This is a genomic window from Deinococcus puniceus, from assembly GCF_001644565.1.
GTDB classification, from domain to species: Bacteria; Deinococcota; Deinococci; order Deinococcales; family Deinococcaceae; genus Deinococcus; species Deinococcus puniceus.
The window spans coordinates 1,118,125-1,139,064 of the sequence record NZ_CP011387.1 but is presented as its reverse complement, the minus strand read 5'-3'; the positions used below and the strand labels follow the sequence as shown (position 1 = coordinate 1,139,064).

Below are 20,940 nucleotides of genomic sequence, written 5' to 3'. Positions count from 1 at the left end.
GGCAACACGCCGTAAAGTTCGACCCTACAGTTTTGAATGTGAGACGCCTAACTCTTCCGCTGATCAGTACTGCCCTCCTGCTGGCCGCATGTGGAGGCGGTGGCACAACTCCCCCAGCCGCCGATACCACAGCGCCTAGCGTCAGTTTGAGTGCTGCTCAAAACGGCACAACCGTGAACCTCACGGCCAACACCAGCGACAATGTCGGCGTAACGAAGGTGGAATTTTACAGGGGTACGGAAGCAACGCCGTTTGAGACTGATACGACTGCCCCTTATACCGCAGGCTTTACTGTGTCCAGCGCCAATAACGGCACCCTGAACGTGACGGCCAAAGCCTACGACGCCGCTGGCAATCAGGGTCAGGGGGGCGCTCAGGTTCTCATCAACGTGGCCCGCACACCAACGCTCTATCAGGGTGTGTGGGGCTGGGCCGTTGCCAACACTTCAGGCACGGTTATAGCCAACGGCGTGTTCATCCTCTCCGAACAAGTCGCTGAAGCTGGCCGCACGGTTGCTTTTGGCGTTTATACCAATGACAGTCAGACGCAAACGGGTTTTACCTTACTTGGGCCAATTGCAGCGGCGGGAACGCTAGAAACAGGCTTTACCTATGACCTCAGCACAACCGATAGCCGCATCTATTTGATTGCCAGAGACACCGATGGACAATTGGAAAACTTTCAAGGTTCAGCTACCTTTTTTGGAGAAGGGACTGTCTTCAACCGCACGACTCAGGAACCCAGTCAGGCTGTTAGGGTCGTCCTTGTTCAAGTCTCTGCCGAGGTGCCCACCAGCCAGAGCGCAAAAATTCAGGCCGAAAGTGCCGCCCGGAACTTGGCCGCTGACGCTGTGAAACGGCAGTTTGCCAACAACCGCGCCACAACACCCAACCTCGCCCCCGCCAGCCAAAGCTTCAGCCCGCTTAAGAGTGCGGCACTCCATCTGCTGAACAACCGCTGAGGATCAAGTCATAGATGAGGGGCCACCAAACTTACCCGGTGGCCCCTCTCCCATTCCTACTCCTCAGTCAGCCGCTAACGCCACGTCTGCCGGATACACTTCGATAATTCCCGCCGCGCCCATGCCGCCGCCGATGCACATGGTAATCAGGGCTTTGCCGCCGCCGCGCCGCTGCAACTCGTAGATGGCGCTCGTGGCGAGCTTGGCCCCGGAGCAGCCCAGCGGATGCCCCAGCGCAATCGCGCCGCCGTTCACGTTCATGATCTCCTGATTCAGCCCCAGTTCGCGGGCCACCGCCAAGCTTTGGGCCGCGAACGCCTCGTTCAGTTCGATCAGGTCAATGTCGGCCAGTGTCAGGCCAGTTTGGGCCAGCACTTTGGGCACGGCTTTCACGGGGCCGATGCCCATCAGTTCGGGTTCCACGCCCGCCACCGCGAAGCCGAGGAACTTTGCCAGAGGCTTGATGCCGAGTTCCTGCGCCTTCTCGCCGCTCATGATCAGCACGGCGGCGGCTCCATCGCTAAAGGGGCTGGAGTTAGCCGCGCTGACGCTTCCGCCCATTTTGAAGGCGGGGCGCACTTTCGCCATATCGGCAATGTTGGCGTCGCGGCGAATCAGTTCGTCTTTGTCGAAGTTGACGGTGGTAGACGTGATTTTGGTGCCCTTCACCTTGTCTACGCGCACAGGCACGGCAATGATTTCGGCGTCGAATTTACCCGCATCCTGCGCGGCGGCGGCCCGCTGGTGGCTGCGGTAGGCAAAGGCGTCCTGATCCTCACGCGACACGCCGTATTTGGCGGCCACGTTTTCGGCGGTCAGGCCCATGCCGATGTACGCGCCGGGACGCACGTCTACCAGTTCGGGGTTCGGGCTAGGGTTGTGGCCGCTCATGGGCACCATGCTCATGCTTTCCACGCCGCCCGCCAGCATCACGTCGGCCTGCCCGGATTGAATGGCCGCCGCCGCCATAGCGATGGTTTGCAGCCCGCTGGAGCAAAAGCGGTTGACGGTCACGCCGCCCACCGTATCGGGCATTCCGGCCCGCAGCGCGGCCATTCGCGCCACATTCAGGCCCTGTTCGGCTTCGGGAATGGCGCAGCCAAAATACACGTCTTCCACGAGGGACACGTCTACGCCTGCCCGCCGCACGGCTTCATTCAGCACGAGGGCGGCCAGATCATCAGGGCGAGTGTTGGCGAGCGTGCCTTTGACGCCCCGGCCTACTGGGGTACGAACGGCTGAAACGATAACTGCGTCACGTAAAGTCATGATAGTTCTCCTTGATAACGGTGATTCTTTAGACAGCCCACTCTGAACTGTAAACAATGGGATTTATAGACAAACGTTTTTGCGGTTGACATCAACGAGTTCACTTACGCCCGCCTGCTCAAAAAGTTCAAAAAGCGCATCTCCCCCATTAGGCGTATCTATTTTGAATTGCATCTCTTCAGGGAAGACAGGATAAATTGCATAGAACCAAACAACTTTATCGCCTATTTCTAAGCCTACAAACTCATCGGGCATCGTAATTGCAGGGCCAATGACACAACCGATAAAGTCTGTGTTGGCTATGGGATTTTCAGAATCACCCAGAGGAATGCTATGACCCCAGCCCAGCCAAGTGCGGTTCTGGTGTGGCAATCGGGCTAAGAATTTTAGAGTCTGAATAGGCCAGTAATTATTGAAGTCAGCCAATTCACCTTGAGTTGTGCTGTCGCCAAGCTGTCCTAAAGGCCACTCTGGCGGTAAGCAGATCAAAAGCTCTGCCCGTGCTGCTCCTTCCATGCCTTCAGGCACGGTCATAGGCAGATCAGACATGCCGGAAGTGACCAATGTTAAGAATGGGCGCTCAGGCGTCGGCTCAAACTTATACACGTCAATATGTACCAAGTCAGACACAATTTCGTGCCAAACACTGGAACTAGGGCCGAGAAAGCGTTCTACATGGGCCTCCACAGCTTCCCTAATTTCAGAATCCTGCTCAGGGATAACCCAACCGCGCTCCTCAGGTGTACTCCGAATGATGTCCTGACCGCCTTTCGTCTTGTTATCAGTCATCCCCCACCCCCCAGCACCCGCGCCACAAAACCCTCAACCGCTGCGTCGTACTTCTCCGGGTCTATGTTCCAGACCCGAATATGTTTGCCGCCTTCTACGCGGTGGTATTCCACGATGTCGGGGCGGGCGGCGGCCAACGCATCGGCCTGAGCAATAGGAATGGTACGGTCACGCGTGCCGTGAAACAGCAAAATCGGCACGTTAAAGCGGGGCGCGGCCTGAAGCTGGTCTACAGCGTCGAAGTCTTGCCCACTGCGGCGGGTGACGAGGCGCTGAACGAACAACGCGGTTTGACGGGCCATGATCGGCGGCAGGCCGAAGCGGCGGCCCTGCCACAAAATCACGTCGCGCCAATCGAGGGCCGGACAGTCCAGCATGACGCCCAGCACGGGAATTGGAAAGGGTTGGAACTTCTCACGCAGCACGCTCAAGGCCACGTTGCCGCCCATAGAAAAGCCGTACAGCACGGCGCGGCGGTAGCCATTGGCCTTGGCCCAGTCCAACGCGGCCAGCACGTCTTCGGCCTCGGCGTCGCCTAGAGAGTGGTAGCCCTTGCCAATGCGCGGCGCACCAAAGGCATTGCGGAAGGTGACGAACAGAGAACCCGCCCCCGTGCGCTGCAACGCCGGAAGCATTCGCAGCGCTTGGGAACGCTGCCCGCCATGCCCGTGAATGACGATGATGAGGGTGTCAGGCTCACCGGAACTTGGCGGGATGTGCCACGCGGGCATCTCCCCCACTGGCGTAGACACGGTGGTATCGGTGTACTCCACGCCCAATTGGGCAGGCGTGCCGTTGTAGACGAACGTGGAGGCCCATGCCAGCGCTCCATGTGGCAACACGCCGCGTTCGTCCTGCACGCCGCGCCGCACCAAGGTTCCGGCCAAGCGTGGCGGCCCCAGCAGCGCATGGCCCTTGTTGGGCTTCAGCGGCACAATGCCGATCACACCGCGCGACAGGGTTTCGGGCAGGGCAGGCAGCCAAATGTCGTTGCCCCGCCGCCCCACCGGAACGAACACGCCCTTCACGCGCCGCGTCTTGGAGCGCAAGGTGATTTCCGCGCCCGCCAACGTGCCGAGGCCGAGGGCGACGGCATACGCCACCGCCCCCCACGCCAGCACGCGCCGCTTGCGAATCTGTCCCACCGAAGGCAGGCCAAAACGCTTGATTCTGTTGGTCTTTTTGCCTGTGTCAGCCACTCAAACTCCCTCTTGACCTTGGCCGGGTTGACCCTTGCTGTTGCTGACCGCGTAGCAGGCCAGCACATTGCCGGAACCCTGCCAAGTGCGCGTGTGCAGCAACTTAAAAGACACGGGTGGTCTCCCCACGAACAGCGGCGTACCTTCGCCTGCGATGACCGGAAAAGTCGTGAGATGCAGTTCGTCCACGAGGCCGTGTGTCAGCAGATGATTCCACAGCACCCGGCCCGCGAACATAAAGATTTCACGGCCAGCCTGCGCTTTCAGGGCAGCCACTTCTTGAGCGGCGTCGGCCACCTTCACGATGCGGGTGTTGCCGTCCCAAGGAGCCAACTCCTGCGGGGTCAGTTGATCGGACACCACGATTTTCTCCATTCGGCGCTGCAACTCGGCCATCTCGCGCCGAACGGCGGTGGCGCTCTGATCGCCTGCCACACTTTCCCAGTAGCGCATGTTGTCCAGAAAATTGCGGCGGCCACTCAGAATCAGCGTATCGGCGGCCCGCATGCGCTCGGCGGTGTAGTGATCGAAGTTCTGATCGCCCTGATAGTCGGGATGGAAATACTCGAAGATGGCGTCAAGGCTGCGGCCTTTGCCCTCATAAAACCCGTCCAGAGTCACCAGATTGCTGACGATCAGTGTTCGCATTCACACTCCTTCTACCGAATCTTTGCCCACAGCCGACAATCCACAGCCGATTAATTCCGCAGCGGCTTGCCCGTTTTCAGCATGTGCGCGATCCGGTCTTGCGTGCCTTTTTTGCCCAGCAAGGTCAGGAAGGCGTCGCGTTCCAGATCAAGCAAGTGCTGCTCGGACACTTTGGCGGTGCGGTTGTTGCCCACGCCGCCCGACAGGATGCGGGCCAGTTGGGTGGCGACTTGTGCGTCGTAAGCGCTGGCGTAGCGGCCCTCGGTCATGCCGTACAGCGCACTCTTGATGGCCCCGATAGCGGCGTCGCCCATCACGGGAATATCGGTGCGGGGGGTAGGCTGGATGTAGCCGGGCGCGAGGGCCAGCACTTGCCGCTTGGCTTCCATCAGCAGGTGGCCCCGGTTCATCACGATAATATCGGTGGGGCGCAGGAAGCCGAGGGCGCGGGCTTCGAGGGCGCTGGTGCTGACTTTGGCCGTGCCGATCAGCTCGAAGGCACGCTGCACGGCGGGAAGCAACGTGGCTCCGGTCTGCTGCCCCGGCTGAAGCTGATCGGTAAAGCGCAGCAGCATCTCTTTGGTGCCGCCGCCGCCGGGAATCAGGCCCACGCCCACTTCCACGAGGCCCATGTAGGTTTCGGCGCTCGCCACGATGCGGTCAGCGTGCAGGCTGAATTCGCAGCCGCCCCCGAGGGCCAGCCCAAACGGTGCGGCAACGGTGGGATGCGGGCTGAAGCGCAGGCTGGTCGTGGTCTGCTGAAACTGCTTGATGGCGTCGTCCAGTTCGTCCCATTCTTCGGCCTGCGCCTGCGCCAGCACGAGCGGCAAGTTGGCCCCAGCGCTGAAGTTCTCGCCCTGATTGCCGATCACGAGGCCCGCATAGCCCATGCTCTGCACAGCTTTATGGCCGTCTTGCACCATCCGCAGTTGGTCTTCGCCCAGCGCGTTCATCTTGGCGTGCCATTCCACCAGCAACACGCCGTCGCCAAGGTCTACAAGGCTGGCTCCGGCTTTCTTCTTGATGATCTTGGTGGCGTCTTTTTTCAAGTCGGTCAGGATGAAATACGGCGCGGCGTAGGGCGTCGGCTCGCCCGCTGGCGTGACCACTTCATCGGCGCTGTAAAAGCGTTCGCGCCCGCTGGCTTTCATGGCGGCCAGCAGCGGGGGCAGGGTGCGTCCCTCGGCTTCCAGATTGGCAATGACCGTTTGCACGCCCAGAGAATCCATCGTCTCGAAGGGGCCTTCCTCCCAGCCGAAGCCCCATTTCAGGGCATTGTCTATGTCTTGCAGGCGATTCGAGACGTTTCCGGCCATCTTGGAGGCGTACCAGAAACTGTCGTTCATCACGCCGCGCAGGAAGTCGCCTTCTTTGCCCTCGGCGGTGTAGAGGGCCTGCACGCGGGCAGCGAGGGGCTGGTTTTTCACGGCCTCCACGACGGCCACGCTGACTTTGCCCCGGTCTTCGTACTCCAAGGACTCCAGATTCAGGCTCAGAATCTTGGTCTTGCCCTTCTCATCCTTGGTCTTCTGATAAAAGCCGCTGCCGGTCTTGTCGCCCAGCCACTTCTTCTCTTCTACCAACTTACGGAAGGTATCGGTGAGCGTGAAATCTTCATCGGCGGGCGTGGCTTTACCGAGGTCGTTGGCGACATGGTAGATGATGTCCAGCCCGCTCAGATCGGCGGTGCGGAAGGTGGCACTCTTGGCGCGGCCCAGCGCAGGCCCGGTCAACACGTCTACTTCGTCGGGCGTCAGTCCCGCTTTTTCCATGTGCTGCATGGCCCGCACGATGCCGTAGACACCGATTCGGTTCGCCACGAATCCGGGCACGTCGTTGGCAACCACGATGCCCTTGCCCAGCACGCTCTCGCCAAAATCGCTGAACTCTTGCAGCACGGCGGGGTCAGTTTTGGCCGTAGGAATGACTTCCAGCAGGTGCAAGTAGCGCGGCGGATTGAAGAAATGTGCGCCCACAAACCGGCGTTGGAAGTCCTCGGAACGGCCCTCGATTTGCAGGTGCATAGGAATGCCGCTGGAGTTGCTGGAGATGATGGCCGTCTTCTTGGCGACACCTTCCACCCGCGCCCACAGATCACGCTTGGCGTCCAGCTTCTCGATGATGGCTTCCAGAATCCAGTCGGCGTCCTTCAGCTTTTTCAGGTCATCTTCGAGGTTGCCGGGCGTAATCAACGCGGCGCGGGAAGCGTCCATGAAGGCGGCGGGCCGGGCCTTCAGCGCCCGCTGAATGCCCTGCTTGGCCAGGAAATTGCGGTCAGGGTTGCCCTCCAGCACGATGTCCAGCAGCATCACGGGAATGCCAGCATTGGCGAGTTGCGCGGCGATGGCGGCACCCATCACGCCTGCACCGATCACGGCGGCCTGACGAATATTTACAGGTAACTTCTGCATATGTCCTCCGGGGGAGAGAGAAAGCGGGCGATCAAGGCGTGCGGCCCTCAGCATGGGCCAACAGTCTGAACCCGGTTGAATTATTGAACTCGGTTCAAAGTTTAGGGCGCGACGGGGGCGTTTGTCTATCGGATGTGGGTTTGGGCAAGGGGTTGGGGGCGGGGCAGAGGGACAGTCTAAGGGTCTAAAGGTCTAGGGTCTAAGGAAGGGCAGAAGGCTACTCGCTGGCGCTCACTCACCCCCTCCCAACCTCCCCCCTCAAGGGTGAGGGAGCGAACACCACGACACCGCCTCCCTAGATCGTCCCCGCCCAATTCCGTGTGAGGCCGTCGTGCGTGCAACGCGCGGGCCAATTCCATCTGTGGATGAACTGGCAATTCCGCTTCAATAGAACGATGCAGCCGAGTCTGGACGCGACAAGATCAATCCTCCCGAGCGGAGCGACCACTCCCCTGACCCCTTAGGGGGCGGGGGCTGGGGGGTGGGGGAATCCAACGTGGGACAAGACCCAAAGCACCGCTCTCAAATAAACCCCTTCACCACCACCACCAACCCCAATCCCCCTAGCGCGGCCAACGCCGCTAAGCTCAGGCGACGGTCTGCCTTCCACGCACCGAACGCCACCCACACGGCAGCCAGCACCGGAACCAGCGCGACGCACGCCACTCCAACCACAGCGTAATCGGGGAAAAAGACACCCACCGCCAACAACGCCACCGCCAACCAAAACCCAGCCGGATACAACCACGCGGGCAACCCGGCCAGTTCAGACTTCTGCCCCTCAGCACTCATGCGTTCCCCCAATACTTCCAGAGCAATTGCCCCGCTGTAAAAATGAGCAATAGACTGAAAAACAGTTTCAGTTGCGCGGCGGGAATGCGGCTTTGCAGGCCCGCTCCGGCCCGCGCCCCAATGAGGACGCCCAGTGCGATTCCGGCGGCTAGGCGCACATCCAGCAATCCGCCTGCCTGATACACCAGCGCGTTGCCCACCGCCGTCAGACCCATGATGAAGGTGCTCGTGGCAATCGCCTGACGGATCGGCACGCCCGCCAGCAGGTTCAGGACTGGCACTTGCACCGTGCCTCCGCCGATGCCCAAAAGTCCGCTCATGATTCCGGCGAAGGTCATGGCAGGCGGCACGAGGCGCGACGGCTCCCGCTCCACTTCTACCCGCTTGAGGCCGCGCAGCAGGTTGTAGGCGGAGTACAGCAGCAGGCAGGCAAACACCGTGGCTACCGCCCGCGAAGGCAGCACCAGCCCCAGAAAACTGCCCGCCGCGCCGCCCAGGATGGTGTACGGAGACAGCAGATACCCGGTACGCGCCCGCACCAGCCCTTGCTGCAAGTAACTGGCCGCCCCGCTGAGGCCCACCGCCAGCACCCCGATCTGGCTCACCGCCACCGCCTGACTGATGGAGATGTCGCGGCCAAAGTACGGCAGCACGAATTCCAGCGCCGGAACCACGATCACGCCGCCGCCGAGGCCCAGAATCGCGCCCAGTACGCCTGCCAGTATCCCAATGCCGATCACGGCGAGGGTCAGGGCGGAAATCAAGGCCGAACACTCCGGAAAAGGGGCAGCATTCTCCAAGTTGCCCGCATCCAAGTTGTCTGCATCCAAGTTGTCTGGGTCACAGGTGCGAGGCTAACACGGTCTGAAGGCCGGGCGCTCCACTTTGCGGGCCGGAAGGTGTCAAATAGGGCGCTATGTTCACCGCTTCCTGCCGCCCGCTGCTCCGCCTATGACCGCCCCCGCCCTGACCGCCCTGCGCCGCTTGCCTGCTGCGCTGCCTATGCTGATCGCCGCGTTCATGATGGGGCTGGCGACCTCGTTTGCCGCGCCGTTTATGCCGCTGTTCGCCGTAGAGACGGCCAAGATGTCGCCGCTGCAACTGGGGGTGTTTCTCACCGTAACCTCGGTGGGCAGCATCGCGCTGAGTACCCTGATCGGGCGCTGGTCTGACCGCCTGCCCAGCCGCCGCCCCGCCGTGCTGCTGAGCATGGGCAGCGCCGCGCTGGGCTTCGTGATGCTGACCACCACCACCGCCTATGTTCCGCTGCTGCTGATCGGGGCGCTGCTGCTGGGCACAGGCGCGTCGTCGTTTCCGCAACTGTTCGCCTATGCCCGCGTGCAGTTCGGGCCAGCCGGAGCCGAAGCCGCCCAGAACGGCCTGACCACCCTCAGATCGGTGTTTTCGTTGGCGTGGGTGGCGGGGCCGCTGCTGGGCGCAGGATTGGTGGGGGCGCTGGGCTTCCGGGGCCTATTTTTATGCGCGGCGGCGGCGTATGTGGGGGCCGCGCTTCCGGTCATCTTCAGCCGGGGGCGCTCGCGGGCTGCCCTGACCGCCGCCGCCGTCGCCTCCAACCTCACCGAAACGCCCGCACCTGTCGGCCCTCGCCAACTGCAACTGATTTCGCTGGGGTTCGTGCTGTACGGCACCTCCTTGGCAATGGGCGCGGTGGCTCTGCCACTGTTTATTACGCAGGAATTGGGCGGCAACACCGGGCAGGTGGGCCTCTTGGTGGGTCTGTGCGCCCTGCTGGAAATCCCCATCATGCTCAGCTTCGTGCTGCGGCCTCCGCGTTTCCGCACCGCTACGCTGATGGTGGTGGCCTTTGGACTCTTGGCCGCCTACAGCCTACTGACCGGGCTGGGCGGGCTGGTGGGCGGCGCGTGGCTAGCGCTGATGCTGGTGGCCCAAGCCATCCGCGCTATCGTCGTTGCCATCGCGTCCTGCCTCGGCATGGCCTACTTTCAGGAGCTGATGCCCGGACGGGTGGGCGCGGCCACTACCCTGTTTGCCAATACAGGCAGCGCGGGAAACTTGGTGGCGGGCCTGCTGTCGGGGGCTTGGGCGCAGGCGTTCGGCTACGGCAGCGTGTTCGGGCTGTGCGGCGTGCTGGCTGCCGTCGCGTGCGGCCTGATGGTGGTCAGTCGGCGCAAGGGCGGGAGGCGGGAGCTGGCAGCTTGATCACTAACGTGCAACTCGTTTGAATCCAGCCACCACACTCCCCCAACTCTCCACCCTGTTTCTGTACATGTAACACTATTCGTCCAGATTGCCTGTACAGGGGCAGCGGCCAGTATGCGTAGACTCGGAAGCATGACGGATGCCCTTTCCCAGTCGGCGTACAGCCCCGAACGTCCCCTGCGCGTGGCAGTAATCGGCAGCGGCCCCAGCGGAGTGTTTGCCGCCGAAGCCCTCATCAAGCAAACGCAGGTGCCCGTGCAAGTGGACGTGTTTGACCGTCTGCCCACGCCTTACGGCCTCGTGCGCTACGGCGTGGCCCCCGATCACCTGACCATCAAGAGTGTGACGCGGGGCTTTGAGAAGACCCTGAACGACCCACGCGTGCGCTTTCTGGGCAACGTGGAATTCGGCACCGACCTGACGCACGAGGAAGCCCGCGCCCATTACGACGCGCTGATTTATACGGTGGGGGCCAGCAGTGACCGCCGCCTCGGCATTCCCGGCGAAGACCTGACCGGCAGCATGAGCGCCACCGAATTTGTCGCGTGGTACAACGGCCACCCCGACGCCGCAGCACGCGACATGGTACTCACGGCAGGCGGCGTGGCTGTGGTGGGTGTGGGCAATGTGGCGCTGGACGTGAGCCGGATTTTGGTCAAGACGGTGGCCGAACTGCACGAATCCGACATCGCGGCGCACGCGCTGGATGCTCTGGCCCACAGCCATGTGCGCGACGTGTGGGTGCTGGGCCGACGCGGCGCGGCACAGGCCAAATTTACGACCAAGGAACTGCGCGAATTTGGCGAGCTGCACGAGGCCGACCCCATCGTGAAGCCCGAAGAAGTACTGGTAGACGAGGCCGCCGAAGCCGCGATCACCGACAACACCGTGAAGAAGAATCTGGAAGTGCTGCGCGATTTCGCCGGACGCACGCCGGAAGGCAAGCCGCGCCGCATTCATCTGCGCTTTCTGGTCTCCCCCACCGAGATTTTGGCCGATGGCAACGGCCACGTGGCGGGCCTGAAGATTGAGCGTAATACGCTGGACGAGGCAGGTAACGCAGTAGGGACGGGCGAATTTGAAACCCTGCCTGTACAGATGGTGTTGCGTTCAGTGGGGTACAAGGGCGTGGCCCTGCCCGGAGTCCCCTTCGACGAGCGCCGGGGCGTGATTCCCAACGCCGAGGGCCGCGTGGAAGGCCGTCCCGGTGAGTACACCGCCGGATGGATCAAGCGCGGGCCGAGCGGTGTGGTAGGCACCAACCGCAAAGACGCGACGGACACGGTGGCCCACCTGCTCAGCGACGTGGCGGCGGGCCTGCTGTCCCCCGCGCCCCACGCCAGTGCCGAGGCCGTAGACGCCCTGCTGGCGGGCAAAAGCGTGGACGTGTACACCTTTGAGGACTGGCAGGCGCTGGACGCCCACGAGCTGTCGCAGGGGCAAACGCTGGGCCGCCCCCGTGCGAAGGTGGTGCACAAGCACGAGATGTTGACGCACCGGAAGCGGTAAACGGCGTCAGGAACGTGGATCGTGGAGCGTAGGCAACCGCCACACCACGATCCACGTTCTACATTCCACAATCTCCTCTCTGACCCGTCTGGCATACTGACCCTATGTCCCCTGCCCCGCCGTTGCGCTCCGACATTCTGGTGATTGGAGGTGGCCCCGCTGGGCTACACGCGGCCTTTTATGCAGCTTGGCGCGGCCTGAAGGTGCGGGTGCTGGAGGCGCGGGCCGAGGCGGGCGGGCAACTGATGGCCCTCTACCCTGACAAAGTGGTGTACGACGTGCCGGGGCTGCCCAGCACGCGGGCGGCAGGCGTGGTGGCCGGGTTGCTGGGGCAACTGGACACGCTGGACGTAGATATTCGTGTGAATGAGGTGGCGCGCACGCTGATCTCTGATGCCGAGGGCGGCTGGCTGGTGGGCACCGATTCCGGCACCTTCGCGGCGGGCGCAGTCATCGTGGCGGCGGGCATGGGAGCCTTGCTGCCGCGAGAGGCACGGGTGCCGGGGGCGGGTTCACATCCCGACGTGAGAACCGATTTGCCGGAACCCAGCACCTTAGCCGGACGGCAAGTCTTGGTGGTGGGCGGTGTGCCACAAGCCACCCGCGCCGCGCTGGAATTGGCCGACGCCGGGGCTTCCGTGACCCTCACGCACCGCCGCGCCGGATTTCGGGGCGAACCGACGGAGCTGGCCGAACTGGACGCCTGCCGCACCACCGGACGGATCAATATCTTGGCCCCCGCCATCCTGATGAACCTCGTACCGGGCGGCGCACACCTGACCGTAGACGGCGAACCGGTGCGCGTGCAGGCCGAGACCGTACTGATCCTCAACGGCTATTTGCCTGACCTGTCGCCCGTGCAGAATTGGCCGCTGGACTGGCAAGGCGAATACGTGCTGGACGGCCCCGGTGGGCAAACCCACTTGCCCGGTGTGTTTGCGGTAGGCGACGTGGCCCTCAGCGGCGGCCAGTTCAAGCTGATTTCTTTGGCCTTTGCACAGGCAGCGGTGGCCGCCAACCACGCCGCACATTACGTGAACGCAGCCCTGCGCGTGAGGCCGGGGCACAGCAGCGAAAAGCGGTAGCGGAAAGACTTCCTGTGAACACTTCTTTTACCCGCCGTGAGGCCGAGGCGTCAGGCCGTTGGCCCGCACCATCCGCCGCACTTCTTGGCAGCGGCAACTGCTGTACGTACACAGCAGGGCTTCCGGATCGCGGGTGAGCATGGACACGGTGGCGTCTACCAGATCGCGCACGCGGTAGAGCTGCAAATTGGCGTTGCCCACACGGGCCGAACGTGCCTGTACCAGCGGGGCCAGCCGCTCGAAGTCGGCGGAACAGTTGGGAAACGCGGTGGGCAACACGCCGCCCCCGAGCGGCACATAGCGCGTCAGCAGCGGCATTCCGGCCACGTGTTCACCGTAATGCACGCTGGTGTTGCTGCCAAAATCCACGCCCATCATCAGCGCGTAGCCGTCTAAGTCGTACAGGGATCCGATGGGCTGGTAAGGACTCGCCAGCGTCTGAGACGACACCACCCGCTCTGCTTCCGCACCCAGCGCCACAAAACTGAGGGTGGGGTGGAAGGAGCGCAGCGCCTCCGAGCGTTCCACCAGCGTTTGCGGAATGCGGCCAATATCGCGGCTGACCCGGCTGTCGCGGTGAAAACGGGCATGAACGGGTGAGGTAGCGTGCCGGAGCAGGGTGTTGTAGGTAAATGAAGGAGCCACCAGCGTGGCCGTGCGGGCGGCCAGCGTATCGACTACTGCCCGCGCCCCACCTTCCAGCGTGCCGAACGACTTCAGACTGGCGTGAACGATGACGTGCTGAGTGCCGTCCAGCCCCAATTCTGCCAGCCCGGTCTCCAATTCGGCGGGCAAAGTAGCGGGGCGACGCAGAAGATTCAGCACCCTTCTAGTCTACCGCTGTTGTCAAGCATTCGGTAGGTTTTCTGATGAAGTGGGCCAGAGAAGGCGCAGCAAGTAAATCAAAACGAAAGGGGGCGCAGGCCAAAGCCATACGCCACCAGTTCGCTCTGCTCGGTCATCCCGGCAGGCAAGGCACCAGCCCTGACGACAAATGTTTACGAGTTGTGCAGCACGTTCATGATGTCGCCGTCTTTCATCACGTACTCTTTGCCTTCGGTTCTGACCCAGCCCTTGCTTTTGGCCGTGGCCCAGCCGCCCGCTTCCACCATTTTTTCCCACTCGATCACTTCGGCCCGGATAAACCCGCGCTCTAGGTCGCTGTGAATCTCTCCGGCGGCTTCGGGGGCTTTTTCGCCGCGCCGAATCGTCCACGCCCGCACTTCTTTTTCACCCGACGTAATGAAGGTGATCAGGCCCAGCGTTTCGTAGCCCACCTTCACGAGCTGATCCAACCCGCTTTCCTCGACGCCGAGGTCGGTCAGGAAGGCGGCAGCTTCGTCTTCGGGCATCTCGGCCAACTCGCCCTCGATTTGGGCACTGATCTTCACGACTTGTGCGCCTTCGCGGGCGGCATATTCGCGAACGATGCTTACGTACTCGTTGTCTTGGGTCAGTTCGTCTTCGCCCACGTTCGCCACGTAGATCACAGGTTTGGTGGTAATCAGGCCAAACTCCTTGGGAATAGGGGCGTCGTAGGTTCCGGCGCGTGCGGGTTTGCCTTCGCCCAATACCGCCAGAATCTGTTCGGCCAAATCTGCCTGCTCTTTGGCTTCCTTATCGTTACCCCTCGCCTTCTTCTGAAGGTTGGACAGGCGCTTCTCCAAGCCGTTCAGGTCGGCCAAAATCAGTTCGGTATTGATGGTTTCGATGTCGTCGAGGGGATCGACGCGGCCCGCCACATGAATCACGTTGCCGTCTTCGAAGCAGCGCACCACATGGGCAATCGCGTCGGCTTCACGGATATTGGCGAGGAACTGGTTGCCGAGGCCTTCGCCTTGGCTGGCTCCCTTCACCAGTCCGGCAATGTCCACGAATTCCACGAAGGTGGGAATAATCGGCGGCACGCGCTCGCCTTTGGTGAAGATGCGGCTCAGGGCCGACAGGCGCTCGTCGGGCACCATGACGCGGCCCACATTGGGTTCGATGGTGGCAAACGGGTAGTTGGCGGCCAACGCCCCCGCCCGCGTAATGGCGTTAAACAGCGTACTTTTCCCGACGTTGGGAAGTCCGACGATTCCAATTGCTAAGCCCATGATGTTCGCTCCTCTTTCTCCGCACGCAGCCTGACCAGTGTTTTGACCCCAGTTTTAGAATCAGGGGCGGCGCGGCAACCCTGCCAGTGTAAAGGATGGCGCTGAGTGGAGGGCCGGGGCCTTTCACTTTCCCGGCCCGTAGCCCGTAACCCCAGCCCCAGCGGCATGTGCGGCAACGCGCCCGCCCGCTCTCGTTTACGCTGCAATCCATGACCGACGCCGCTGCCCACGCCGCCGCCAATGCTGAGCAACTGCGGATGCTGCGCGAAGCGTTGGAAGAGGCGTCGGTGACGGCGTCGCCCGCGCCAGAATGCCCCACCAGTGTGTCAACGGATGCATCTGCGTTGCCTTGCCCCGACGCTGATCAAGGCAAGAACTTGCAAGGCGAACCAGAGAAGGACGCTTGGCCGTAAACAGGTCGTCGTCTACTGACCACCCGCCAAGAGCTTCCAGAATCTGCCCGCCCCGATGGGCTACAGTGGCCCGCGTGACCCGTTCCGCTCCCTTTGCTGCCCTCACGCGGTTGCCTCCGCTGGGGCGCTACGCCCTCCTCATGTTTGGGCTGTTTCTATACGGCCTGAGCCTGCGCCTGATGCTGGACGCCCGCGTAGGCGTCGCGCCTTGGGAGGTGCTGCATGTGGGTGTGACGCGGCATTTGCCCCTCAGCGTGGGCGTGGTCAGCATCCTGACCGGGCTGGTGATCGTGGCGTTTACGGCCCTAAAACTGCGCGAACCGGTTGGCCCCGGCACCGTACTGAACGTCATCTTTATCGGGGTGTTTTTGGATGTGCTGGGGCCGTTGGTACCCGACCCGCAAGGCTTGGGCCTGCGCTGGGTGCAGTTTGTACTCGGCGTGATCCTGCTGGGGCTGGCTACCGGAACCTATGTGGCGGCGGGCCTCGGCGCTGGCCCCCGCGACGGCCTGACCTTGGGGCTGCGGCGCGTGTATGGCTGGCCTGTGGCGCGTACCCGGACTGGCGTAGAAGTGGTGGTGCTGGCAACAGGCTTGCTGCTGGGCGGCCCGATTGGATGGGGAACCTTGGTGTTTGCCCTGACCGTCGGCCCCGCCATGAGCAGAGGCATGGGGTTGTTCGGCTTGGCGCAAAAGAGGGAAGTGGCTGTGGTGAAGGGGTTGGCAGCGGACTAGATTGGGGGCGGCGGCTGGGGTAAGGGGGTTCTGAGGTTTTAAGGCAGGGCAATTGCTGGCGCTCACTCACCCCCTCCCCAGCCCACTGCTCCGCAGCTCTGCGAGTCCCCCCTCAAGGGTGAGGGAGCGAAACCCAGATTTTCGCTATTGCTGTTTGCCCTCGCCCCTTGTGGGAGCGGGGTGCGGGGAAATGAGCGCAGCGATTGCCCTGCCTTAGACCCTTGACCCTTAGACCCCCCCAGCCAAAGCGACGCTCCCGCCTACCCCGCCAAACCCCCCGCCTCCAAACTCTGATATAGTCTCCCGTTGGGTGCGCCCGTGACCCTGCCCATCCGCGCTGGAGCGTCGCGTTTGGGCCTGACCCGAAGAACCTAGACCACCTGCACAAGCCGCAAGGCTGCATGGTGAGCTGACGGTGGGTTGGCACGGGGAACGCAAACTTGGCCCGTCTAGTAACGCTCAGGAGAGAACATGTCGTACATCAGCATGAAGCAGTTGCTCGAAGCCGGAGTGCATTTCGGCCATGAAACCAAGCGCTGGAACCCCAAATTCAAGCGCTTCATCTTCGCCGAGCGCAACGGTATTTTCATCATCGATCTTCAGAAGACCCTCAAGCAGGTGGATCGCTCCTTCGATTTCATCAAGGAACTCGCCGAGCGCGGCGGCGTCATCCTGTTCGTGGGCACCAAGAAGCAGGCGCAGGAAATCGTGGAACTTGAAGCGCGCCGCACCGGGATGCCATTCGTGACCAGCCGTTGGTTGGGCGGCATGCTCACCAACTTCAAAACCATGCGTACCCGCATTGACCGCCTGAACGAACTCGACGAAATGTTCGAGTCGGGCCGCATCAATGACCGCCTGAAGGCCGAGCGCATCAAACTGGGTGCCGAGCGTGAGCGCCTGCTCCGCTTCGTGGGCGGCATCCGCAAGATGACCCGTTTGCCCGACGCTATTTTCGTGGTCGACCCCACCAAAGAAGTGATCGCCGTGCAGGAAGCCAACCGTCTGGGAATTCCCGTAATCGCGCTGGCCGACACCGACTCCGATCCCGATGTCATCGACTACATCGTGCCCGGAAACGACGACGCCATCCGTTCCATCCAACTCATCGCGCACCGCATCGGTGACCTGCTCGTGGAAGCACGGGGCGGCGGGGAAGACGTGAGCGGCGAGCGCGTGGAAGGCAGCACTCCAGAAATGGACGCAGCCGAGAGCGGCGCAGAAGGCGACACCAGCCAACTGACGAGCAGCCAAGGCCGCAGCTAAGTTTGCCGCGTTTATCGCTTAGATAAACCGAGCGGAGCGAGTATCGGACAAGGAACGTCGCAGCGGCAATGGAGAGTTATCCCGCCTTTTGGGATCACTCGCAATGTGAGCGGTGACGTTCCTTTCAGCAAATCCGGAACACAAGTGGGGGCGTGTCCGGCCAATGGTTCGGATTCGCCCCTATTGTCAAGTCTCCCCTAACAACCCACCTCACGGAGGAACAAATCATGATGGAATCGATCAAGAAAGTACGCGAACTGACGGGCGCGGGCATGATGGATGTTAAGAAGGCCCTTTCCGACGCCGGAAACGACGAAGAAAAAGCGGTGGCCCTGCTGCGTGAGCGCGGCATCGTGAAGGCCGCCAAGAAGAGTGACCGCGAAGCCAAAGAAGGTCTGGTGCGCTTTGTGGTGGACGGCAACAAGGCCGCCATCGTGGAAGTGAACAGCGAGACCGATTTCGTGGCCCGCAACTCCGACTTTCAGGCGCTTGTTCAGTCCTTGGCGCAGGCCGCCCTCGCCGCTGGCACCAGCGACGTGGAAGCCTTCAAGAACACTGACCTGAACGGCGAAAGCGTGGGCACGTCTGTGGCCGCCGCCGCTGGCAAAATCGGTGAGAATCTCGTGTTGAGCCGCGTGGCCTACGTGGAAGCCGCCGAAGGCGAAACCCTCGCCGGATACGTCCACAGCAACGGCAAAATCGGCGTGCTGGTGCGCGTGGCAGGCGGCAGCGAAGCCCACGCCAAAGACGTGGCCCTGCACGTGGCCGCCGAGCGTCCTCAGTACATGTCGCGTGACGAGGTGGACAGCACCGACATCGAGAAAGAGCGCGAAATCCTGACCAACAAAGCCCTGAACGAAGGCAAGCCTCAGCAGATCGTGGACAAGATCGTGAGCGGCCAGATCAGCAAGTTCTACGAAGAAAAAGTGCTGCCCGAGCAGAAGTTCGTGAAGGACAACAGCGTGACGGTGGCGCAGTACCTCGGAGACGCGGCAGTCAAGCAGTTCGTCCGCTTCGAGATCAGCTCTTAAGCAAATGAATAGCAGGGGCGGCCCATCACAGCCGCTCCTTTTTGCTGTATCACCTGACCTGCGCCTCTCTCGTCTCTCCTCCCCCGAGGTACTTCATGTTCAAACGAGTGCTGCTTAAACTCTCCGGAGAATTTCTGGCCGATGAAAACGGCTTCGGCATCAGCCCTAACACCACAGCGCGGCTGGCCCGGTTGCTGACCGCAGCCATTGCGGGCAAAGAGATCGAACTGGCCATCGTGATCGGGGGCGGTAATTTTTGGCGCGGCGCTCGCAACGGCGCGGGCATGGACGCCGCCACCGCCGACTACATCGGCATGCTGGGCACGGTCATGAACGCGATGGCCCTGCAAGACGCCATGGAAACTGCCGGACAGCCCACCCGCGTCATGAGCGCCATTCATATGGCGGCGGTGGCCGAGCCGTACATTCGCCGCCGCGCCATGCGTCACCTTGAAAAAGGCCGTGTGGTCATCTTTGGTGGCGGCAACGGAGCGCCGTTCTTTACCACCGATACCACCTCTACGCTGCGGGCGCTGGAAATCGGCGCGGAAGTGGTGCTGATGGCGAAAAACAAGGTGGACGGCGTGTACGATTCCGATCCCCGCAAGAACCCGGACGCCAAACGCTACGACACCCTGACCCATCTGGACGTGGTGGAGCAGCGCCTAGAAGTCATGGACGCCACCGCGATTACGCTGTGCATGGACAAGGGCCTGCCTATCGTGGTGTTCGATTTGTTCGAGACGGGCAATCTGGAACGCCTGTTCGCGGGCGAGCGCGTGGGCACGCTGATTCAGACATCCTGAACTTGGGTCTGAGGCGCAGCAGCCCAAGCCGCCGATTTACCCAAGCCGAAAGATTGCAAAAGGGCACATATCCTGACATCACGGTAGAATCCAGCCATTGCTGTCCGGGGCGCTTCTGTGCGGTGAACGCCTGATTGCCCCCGTTCTCTGCTTCCCAGTGGGGCTGCCCAGTGACGCTCCTCAGGGATTCGGCCCCAAGACTGCACTTGCTTAGGAGATTTCAATCATGGCAGACCTTAAAACCATTCAGTCCGATACCCGTGAACGCATGACCAAAGCCATCGAGGCGCTGGAAAATAACCTCAGCGTATTGCGTACAGGCCGCGCCAACCCCGGCATCCTGAAGAAGATCGTGGTGGATTATTACGGCTCCACCGTGCCGATTGATCAGGTCGCCAGCATTTCTACGCCCGACGCCCGCACGCTCGTTATCGCCCCTTGGGATCGGGGCGCACTGAACCCCATCGAGAAGGCCATCCGCGACAGCGATCTGGGCCTGAACCCCAACAACAAGGGCGACACTATCTTCATCAGCCTGCCTATGTTGACCGAAGAACGCCGCAAAGACCTCGTGAAGAACGCCAAGAACTACGCCGAGGACGCCCGGATCGCGGTGCGGAACCTGCGCAAGCACGCGCTGGACGAAGTGAAGAAGATGGAAGGCGTGGGCGACGACGAGATCAAGCGCGGTGAAGCCGAGGTGCAGAAGATCACCGACGAATATATTGCCCGCGTGGAATCCACGTTTACCAAGAAGGAGCAGGAAATCCTAGGGTGAGTCGCCCTTCACCTCGCCAACGCTCCGTTTTCCGTGACCGCCGGGCCTTCCGGCGGCGCGTTGTTATGAGTTACGTCTGATGGAAACCCTCTGGACACGCCTAGCGACCTCCTTGGTGGGGTTCGCCATCGTAGGCATCATCGTGTGGATCGGCTGGTGGGCGTTGCTGCCCGCGCTGGTGTTCCTCTCGGTCATGGGCCTGTTCGAGTACATCCGCATGCTTGACCGCAACGATATAGACGTGCGGCGCGTAAGCCTCGGCGTGTTCGCGGCGGCCATCATCGTGGCGAGCCTGCCCATGTGGCCGCAAGCGCCGTGGCCGGGCGGGTCTTGGCGCGAAGCCGTGCTGACGGTGGCGGTGGGCTACATCTTGGTGATGGAGGTGATGCGCCCCGGCGAGCGCCCGCTGGAACGCATCGTGTACTCGCTGTTCGGGCTGCTGTACATTCCGTGGCTGCTGGGCTACTTCTTGCTGCTGCGTTACACGCCCAACGCCGAATTGGGGCTGCTGTATTTTGCCCTGCCGCTCATGGCGACGATTTCGGCAGATGTGGGCGGATTCTTCGTGGGCTACTTTTTCGGCAAGCGCAAACTGGCCCCCGAAGTCAGCCCCGCCAAAACGGTAGAAGGCGCACTGGGCGGCCTGCTGCTCAGCTTCCTGATGGTGCTGCTCATGACCCAACTGACCCACATCTGGTCACCGCTGGACGCCCTGCTGTATTCCATTTTGGTGGCGAGTGCCAGCCAACTCGGAGACCTCAGCGAGAGCCTGATGAAACGCTCGCTGCGAACCAAAGACAGCGGCACGAGTTTGCCCGGTCACGGCGGATTCCTAGACCGGATGGACAGCCTGCTGTTCGCGGTGCCAGTGACTTATTTGTTCCTGCATATCAGCATGGGCGTGGCATAAGGACTGGAGTGTGGATCGTAGATCGTGGTCTCCGGTTTTCCTACGATCTACGATCCACGTT

General features: G+C 62.0%; 20 protein-coding genes. 11 read left to right on the top strand and 9 right to left on the bottom strand.

Translation table 11 applies throughout. The annotated features are described in order from the left end of the window. Nucleotides 1–38 precede the first annotated feature (38 nt). Nucleotides 39–962 (top strand): Ig-like domain-containing protein, encoded by a 924-nt coding sequence (locus SU48_RS05195; protein WP_157451082.1) that lies wholly within the window; start codon nucleotides 39–41, stop codon nucleotides 960–962. A 63-nt stretch (nucleotides 963–1,025) separates the two neighbouring features. On the opposite strand, the gene SU48_RS05190 is transcribed toward SU48_RS05195, so the two are convergent. From SU48_RS05190 to SU48_RS05160, 7 genes are all read right to left on the bottom strand, one after another. Beyond that, nucleotides 1,026–2,231 (bottom strand): thiolase family protein, encoded by a 1,206-nt coding sequence (locus SU48_RS05190; RefSeq protein WP_064014325.1) that lies wholly within the window; start codon nucleotides 2,229–2,231, stop codon nucleotides 1,026–1,028. A gap of 63 nt (nucleotides 2,232–2,294) precedes the next feature. Then, on the bottom strand, nucleotides 2,295–3,020 hold the full coding sequence (locus SU48_RS05185) for a suppressor of fused domain protein (protein ID WP_064014324.1): 726 nt from the start codon (nucleotides 3,018–3,020) through the stop codon (nucleotides 2,295–2,297). Further along, nucleotides 3,017–4,219, bottom strand: a complete 1,203-nt coding sequence (locus SU48_RS05180; RefSeq protein ID WP_231881687.1) for an alpha/beta hydrolase family protein — start codon at nucleotides 4,217–4,219, stop codon at nucleotides 3,017–3,019. Before SU48_RS05180 ends, SU48_RS05185 begins: the two co-directional genes overlap by 4 nt. After that, complete coding sequence (locus SU48_RS05175; protein WP_064014323.1) at nucleotides 4,220–4,867, bottom strand: dihydrofolate reductase family protein; 648 nt, start codon at nucleotides 4,865–4,867, stop codon at nucleotides 4,220–4,222. It lies immediately after the preceding gene. 50 nt (nucleotides 4,868–4,917) lie between these two features. Beyond that, nucleotides 4,918–7,278 (bottom strand): 3-hydroxyacyl-CoA dehydrogenase/enoyl-CoA hydratase family protein, encoded by a 2,361-nt coding sequence (locus SU48_RS05170; protein ID WP_064015854.1) that lies wholly within the window; start codon nucleotides 7,276–7,278, stop codon nucleotides 4,918–4,920. Nucleotides 7,279–7,800: 522 nt separating this feature from the next. Beyond that, nucleotides 7,801–8,070 carry a hypothetical protein gene (locus SU48_RS05165; RefSeq protein WP_064014322.1) on the bottom strand — a complete coding sequence of 90 codons (270 nt, stop codon included), beginning with the start codon at nucleotides 8,068–8,070 and terminating at the stop codon, nucleotides 7,801–7,803. Continuing rightward, complete coding sequence (locus SU48_RS05160) at nucleotides 8,067–8,834, bottom strand: sulfite exporter TauE/SafE family protein (RefSeq protein WP_064015853.1); 768 nt, start codon at nucleotides 8,832–8,834, stop codon at nucleotides 8,067–8,069. The genes SU48_RS05165 and SU48_RS05160 overlap by 4 nt, the downstream gene beginning before the upstream one ends. A 187-nt stretch (nucleotides 8,835–9,021) precedes the next feature. Between SU48_RS05160 and SU48_RS05155 the strand changes: the two genes are divergently transcribed. The 3 genes from SU48_RS05155 to SU48_RS05145 all read left to right on the top strand — a co-directional run bounded on the left by SU48_RS05155 (nucleotide 9,022) and on the right by SU48_RS05145 (nucleotide 12,845). Beyond that, nucleotides 9,022–10,251, top strand: a complete 1,230-nt coding sequence (locus SU48_RS05155; protein WP_064014321.1) for an MFS transporter — start codon at nucleotides 9,022–9,024, stop codon at nucleotides 10,249–10,251. A 132-nt stretch (nucleotides 10,252–10,383) separates the two neighbouring features. Further along, complete coding sequence (locus SU48_RS05150) at nucleotides 10,384–11,760, top strand: FAD-dependent oxidoreductase (RefSeq protein ID WP_064014320.1); 1,377 nt, start codon at nucleotides 10,384–10,386, stop codon at nucleotides 11,758–11,760. Nucleotides 11,761–11,864: 104 nt separating this feature from the next. Further along, the gene (locus SU48_RS05145; protein WP_064014319.1) at nucleotides 11,865–12,845 is read left to right on the top strand and encodes an NAD(P)/FAD-dependent oxidoreductase; all 981 of its coding nucleotides are present in this window, start codon (nucleotides 11,865–11,867) and stop codon (nucleotides 12,843–12,845) included. 27 nt (nucleotides 12,846–12,872) lie between these two features. Here the strand turns inward: SU48_RS05145 and SU48_RS05140 are convergent, their stop codons facing one another. Both SU48_RS05140 and ychF read right to left on the bottom strand, forming a co-directional pair. After that, nucleotides 12,873–13,670 (bottom strand): AAC(3) family N-acetyltransferase, encoded by a 798-nt coding sequence (locus SU48_RS05140; protein ID WP_064014318.1) that lies wholly within the window; start codon nucleotides 13,668–13,670, stop codon nucleotides 12,873–12,875. A 173-nt stretch (nucleotides 13,671–13,843) separates the two neighbouring features. Then, nucleotides 13,844–14,941 carry a redox-regulated ATPase YchF gene (ychF, locus tag SU48_RS05135; RefSeq protein ID WP_064014317.1) on the bottom strand — a complete coding sequence of 366 codons (1,098 nt, stop codon included), beginning with the start codon at nucleotides 14,939–14,941 and terminating at the stop codon, nucleotides 13,844–13,846. Between the two features lie 209 nt (nucleotides 14,942–15,150). Between ychF and SU48_RS05130 the strand changes: the two genes are divergently transcribed. The 7 genes from SU48_RS05130 (at nucleotide 15,151) to SU48_RS05100 (ending at nucleotide 20,879) form a co-directional block, all read left to right on the top strand. After that, nucleotides 15,151–15,354: a hypothetical protein gene (locus tag SU48_RS05130; RefSeq protein ID WP_064014316.1), complete on the top strand. Its 204-nt coding sequence runs from the start codon at nucleotides 15,151–15,153 to the stop codon at nucleotides 15,352–15,354. A 74-nt stretch (nucleotides 15,355–15,428) separates the two neighbouring features. Beyond that, nucleotides 15,429–16,088 carry a YczE/YyaS/YitT family protein gene (locus SU48_RS05125; protein ID WP_064015852.1) on the top strand — a complete coding sequence of 220 codons (660 nt, stop codon included), beginning with the start codon at nucleotides 15,429–15,431 and terminating at the stop codon, nucleotides 16,086–16,088. A gap of 471 nt (nucleotides 16,089–16,559) precedes the next feature. Beyond that, complete coding sequence (gene rpsB / locus SU48_RS05120; RefSeq protein ID WP_019009463.1) at nucleotides 16,560–17,354, top strand: 30S ribosomal protein S2; 795 nt, start codon at nucleotides 16,560–16,562, stop codon at nucleotides 17,352–17,354. 227 nt (nucleotides 17,355–17,581) lie between these two features. After that, nucleotides 17,582–18,385: a translation elongation factor Ts gene (gene tsf, locus SU48_RS05115; RefSeq protein ID WP_064014315.1), complete on the top strand. Its 804-nt coding sequence runs from the start codon at nucleotides 17,582–17,584 to the stop codon at nucleotides 18,383–18,385. 95 nt (nucleotides 18,386–18,480) lie between these two features. Next, nucleotides 18,481–19,191, top strand: coding sequence for a UMP kinase (pyrH, locus tag SU48_RS05110; protein ID WP_064014314.1), 711 nt, complete (start codon nucleotides 18,481–18,483; stop codon nucleotides 19,189–19,191). 226 nt (nucleotides 19,192–19,417) lie between these two features. Beyond that, nucleotides 19,418–19,969 carry a ribosome recycling factor gene (frr, locus tag SU48_RS05105; RefSeq protein ID WP_064014313.1) on the top strand — a complete coding sequence of 184 codons (552 nt, stop codon included), beginning with the start codon at nucleotides 19,418–19,420 and terminating at the stop codon, nucleotides 19,967–19,969. A gap of 79 nt (nucleotides 19,970–20,048) precedes the next feature. Next, nucleotides 20,049–20,879, top strand: a complete 831-nt coding sequence (locus SU48_RS05100; RefSeq protein ID WP_064014312.1) for a phosphatidate cytidylyltransferase — start codon at nucleotides 20,049–20,051, stop codon at nucleotides 20,877–20,879. The last annotated feature ends 61 nt before the right edge of the window (nucleotides 20,880–20,940 follow it).